Below are 3,718 nucleotides of genomic sequence, written 5' to 3'. Positions count from 1 at the left end.
ATCTGGAGACGGTCCCATCGAACTATCTGACGGTTCGTCCCGGTGCGCGCTACTTCCACTCGATCCGGCTGTTGCAGCGGGTSAAGGARCTCGACCCSWCSATCTTCACCAAGTCCGGCATCATGGTCGGCCTCGGYGAGGAGCGKMACGARGTKCTCCARYTGATGGACGACCTGCGCWCSGCCRAKGTSGACTTCATGACCATCGGCCAGTATCTGCAGCCGACCAAGAAGCACCATCCGGTCAAGAAGTTCGTCACCCCGGAGGAGTTCACCTCTTACGCCACGGTTGGCAAGTCCAAGGGCTTCCTGCTTGTCGCCTCGAGCCCGTTGACGCGCTCGTCGCATCATGCCGGCGACGATTTCGCCAAGCTGCGCGCCGCGCGCGAAGCATTGTTGGCCAAGAAGGCCTGATCAACGCGGAATGCCGAAGTTCGAAACCACGCGCCGCGTCAGCCACTCGCCGGAAGAAATGTACGCGCTGGTGGCTGATGTGGAAAAATATCCGGAATTCCTGCCTCTATGCGAGGCACTCAATGTGCGCTCGCGGCGCGAGCGCGACGGCCGCGAGATCCTCGTTGCCGACATGACTGTCGGCTACAAGGCGATCCGCGAGACTTTCACCACGCAGGTGCTTCTCACGCCCGAGGAAAACACCATCGACGTCAAATASCTCGATGGTCCGTTTCGCTATCTCACCAATGAGTGGAAGTTCGTGGCAGCGGCGCATGGCGGCGCTGATGTCGAATTCTTCATCGACTACGAGTTCAAGAGCCGCATCCTTGGCGTGCTCATGGGCACGATGTTCGACCGCGCCTTCCGCATGTTCGCCGAAGCCTTCGAAAAACGCGCCGATGTGATCTACGGGCCAGCGAAAGCCGTCTGATCGACGGCCCTCAGGCCGAGTCCAAGCGCTGTCCTGACCGTCTCGCGGCGGATGAAGTCACGCCCCTTGTTTTCGAAGATGCGGAACTCAGCTTCAGGCGGTGCGCCTTTCCTGGCGACACCGAACCAGACGAGGCCGACCGGCTTTTCGGACGAGCCGCCGCCTGGCCCTGCAATGCCGGTAACCGCCAATGCGAGGCTGGCACCCGAACGCGCAAGCGCTCCGGCGGCCATTTCGAGTGCCGTCTCGCGCGACACCGCGCCATGTGCTTCGAGCGTGGCGGGAGAGACGCCGAGCATCTCCATCTTTGCTGCGTTGGAATAGGTGATGAAGCCTCGGTCGACGACCGTCGAGGACCCGGCGATGTCGGTCAGCGCCGCAATGATCATGCCGCCTGTGCAGCTTTCAGCGGTGGCGACCATGACGCCATGCGCCTCGCAAGCTTCGAGCAGGGTCGAGGCGAGGGCGCCGATGTCGCTCATTCCGGCAGTTCTCCGGGGTAGACCACGCTTGCGGTCGCGATCGCGGCAATGCCTTCCTCGCGGCCGACGAAGCCAAGCTTTTCGTTGGTGGTCGCCTTGATCGAGACGCGTTCGGGGGCAATGCGCAGCATGTCGGAAAGCTCTGCGGTCATGGCTTCGCGATGTGGCCCGACGCGTGGTGCCTCGCAGATCAGGGTGATATCCGCATTGGCGATGCGCCCGCCGCGTGCGCGAACGATCTTTGCGGCATGCTCGACAAACTGGCGCGATGCAGCGCCCTTCCATTGCGGGTCGGACGGTGGGAAATGCGTGCCGATATCGCCGGCGCCGCAGGTGGCAAGCAGTGCGTCGGTCAGCGCGTGGAGCCCGACATCGGCGTCGGAATGGCCATTCAGCTTCTTCGAATGGGGGATTTTCACGCCACATAGCCAGACATGGTCGCCCGCCTCAAAGGAGTGCACGTCATAACCGTTGCCGGTGCGGACGTCGGGGAAGCTCGTTGTTTGACCGGTAAGGCGCTGGTCGGCCATGGCGATATCCTTTGCCCAGGTGAGTTTGATGTTGTCGGGCGAGCCGAGCACCAGTCGGACCGGGATGCCTGCCCATTCTGCGATGGCGGAATCGTCGGTGAAGTCGCTGCGGCCGGCTTCGAAGGCGCGCTGGTGCGCGGCGATGATCGGTTCGAAAGGAAAACCTTGCGGTGTCTGTGCCGAGTGCAGACCTGCGCGCGGCACGGTTTCAGCAACCGTGCGATCATCAGCTTCCTTCTTCAGCGTGTCGGAAACGGGCAGGGACGGCAGCGACCCATGTTTCTCGTCGATGCCTTCAATCGTGCGGTCGATCACGTCAGTGCCAACAAACGGCCTCACGCCGTCATGGACAAGCACTGCTGCTGGTCCGGCGGACTGCAGCGCGAGGAGTGCTAGGCGCGTCGATTCCTGCCTGGTTGCACCGCCCACGACGGCTATCACCCGAGATGCGAACTCGCCGGCCGCGCTTGCGAACAGTTCTGCGTCGTCGGCATGGATGGCCACCGCCACCTGGCCAACTCTGGGATGGTCGAGAAAGGCCTTCAGCGTATGCCAGATGACGGCCTTGCCGCCGATCTTGCGGTACTGTTTTGGACCGTCGGTCTGGCCGGCGCGTTCACCACGGCCGGCAGCCACGATGACGACGGCGACTTTTGAATTCTGATGGTTCGGCAAGGCTTCTGCGTTCATGTGCAGAGGCTTAGCCGCGAGGCCTGCGGAAGGCCAGAGGAATCCAGAAAGCGCCGCATTCGGCTGTCATTTCGCAGTTGCACAATGAGCCGATCATGGCTACTCATTGTGCAGAGACAAATGGTGCTTTGTTTTTGTGCATGAATGATCTCAGTAAACTTGGCGAGCCACTTTCGATCGGCGATGTGACGATCCGCAATCGGGTGTTTCTGGCCCCGATGTCCGGCGTCACCGATGAAGCCTTTCGCACGCGCGCTTACGCGCATGGCGCCGGATTGGTCGTCTCGGAGATGGTTGCCAGTGGCGAACTCGCCAAGGGGCGCGGCTCCAGCGGCTTCCGAATCCGCCATTCCGGCCTGCCGGTGCATATGGTGCAACTCGCCGGCCGCGAGGCCGCGCATATGGCCGAAGGCGCTCGTATCGCCGTTAGCGAAGGTGCCGATGTCATCGACATCAATATGGGTTGCCCAGCCAAGAAGGTGACAGGCGGCTACGCCGGCTCAGCACTAATGCGCGACCTCGATTTCGCGCTGACGCTGATCGATGCTGTCGTTGGTGCCGTCGAGGTGCCGGTCACGCTGAAGATGCGGCTTGGCTGGGACGACGGCGTGCTCAATGCACCAGAATTGGCTCGTCGCGCAGAACAGGCCGGCGTCAAGATGGTCACTGTGCATGGCCGCACGCGTTGCCAGTTCTACCAGGGCAAGGCCGACTGGCGCGCGATTGCGCGGGTCAAGCTGGCTGTCGGCATCCCGGTGGTCGCCAATGGCGATGTCGCAACCGCGCTGGATGCCGCGGAGATTCTCGCACAGTCCGGTGCCGATGCGGTCATGGCAGGACGCTCGCATTATGGCGCGCCGTGGACGGCAGGCGTGATCGCTGCGGCGGCAACGAATGGCACCGCAGCTGGCGTGCCGCAATCATCGGCTGAAATGGCGGACTACGTCGTCGCTCACTACGAAGACATGCTCGCGCTCTACGGTATCGAAAGCGGGCTGCGCCAGGCGCGCAAGCATCTCGGCTGGTATCTTGATCGCCACACGTCAGGGGTGCCGGACGATCTCCGTCGTGGGGTGCTGACGTCATTCGATCCGAAACAGGTTATTTCTTCGCTACGTGAAGCACTTACGG

Annotated in this window: 5 protein-coding genes; 3 read left to right on the top strand and 2 right to left on the bottom strand. The window is 62.4% G+C overall.

Annotated features, from left to right (window positions below):
- On the top strand, positions 1 to 413 hold a 413-nt coding region (locus AC1DUU_RS26060), incomplete at its 5' end, for a lipoyl synthase (RefSeq protein WP_476786264.1).
- 10 nt (positions 414 to 423) lie between these two features.
- Positions 424 to 885 (top strand): type II toxin-antitoxin system RatA family toxin, encoded by a 462-nt coding sequence (locus AC1DUU_RS26055; RefSeq protein WP_476786263.1) that lies wholly within the window; start codon positions 424 to 426, stop codon positions 883 to 885.
- Here AC1DUU_RS26055 and AC1DUU_RS26050 read toward each other — a convergent pair.
- Together AC1DUU_RS26050 and AC1DUU_RS26045 are read right to left on the bottom strand one after the other, a co-directional pair.
- Entirely contained in the window at positions 861 to 1,367 is a 507-nt protein-coding gene (locus AC1DUU_RS26050; RefSeq protein ID WP_476786262.1) for a CinA family protein, read from the bottom strand. The two genes, AC1DUU_RS26055 and AC1DUU_RS26050, sit on opposite strands and share 25 nt — an antisense overlap.
- On the bottom strand, positions 1,364 to 2,587 hold the full coding sequence (locus AC1DUU_RS26045; protein ID WP_476786261.1) for a bifunctional 2-C-methyl-D-erythritol 4-phosphate cytidylyltransferase/2-C-methyl-D-erythritol 2,4-cyclodiphosphate synthase: 1,224 nt from the start codon (positions 2,585 to 2,587) through the stop codon (positions 1,364 to 1,366). The genes AC1DUU_RS26050 and AC1DUU_RS26045 overlap by 4 nt, the downstream gene beginning before the upstream one ends.
- Positions 2,588 to 2,727: 140 nt before the next feature.
- Between AC1DUU_RS26045 and dusB the strand changes: the two genes are divergently transcribed.
- The coding region (dusB, locus tag AC1DUU_RS26040; RefSeq protein WP_476786260.1) for a tRNA dihydrouridine synthase DusB at positions 2,728 to 3,718 on the top strand (991 nt) is incomplete at its 3' end.

Source organism: Aminobacter sp. P4_H6_2, assembly GCF_056400805.1.
The sequence above is the reverse complement of the archived record's forward strand: the minus strand, read 5'-3'. Positions and strand labels throughout refer to the sequence as shown.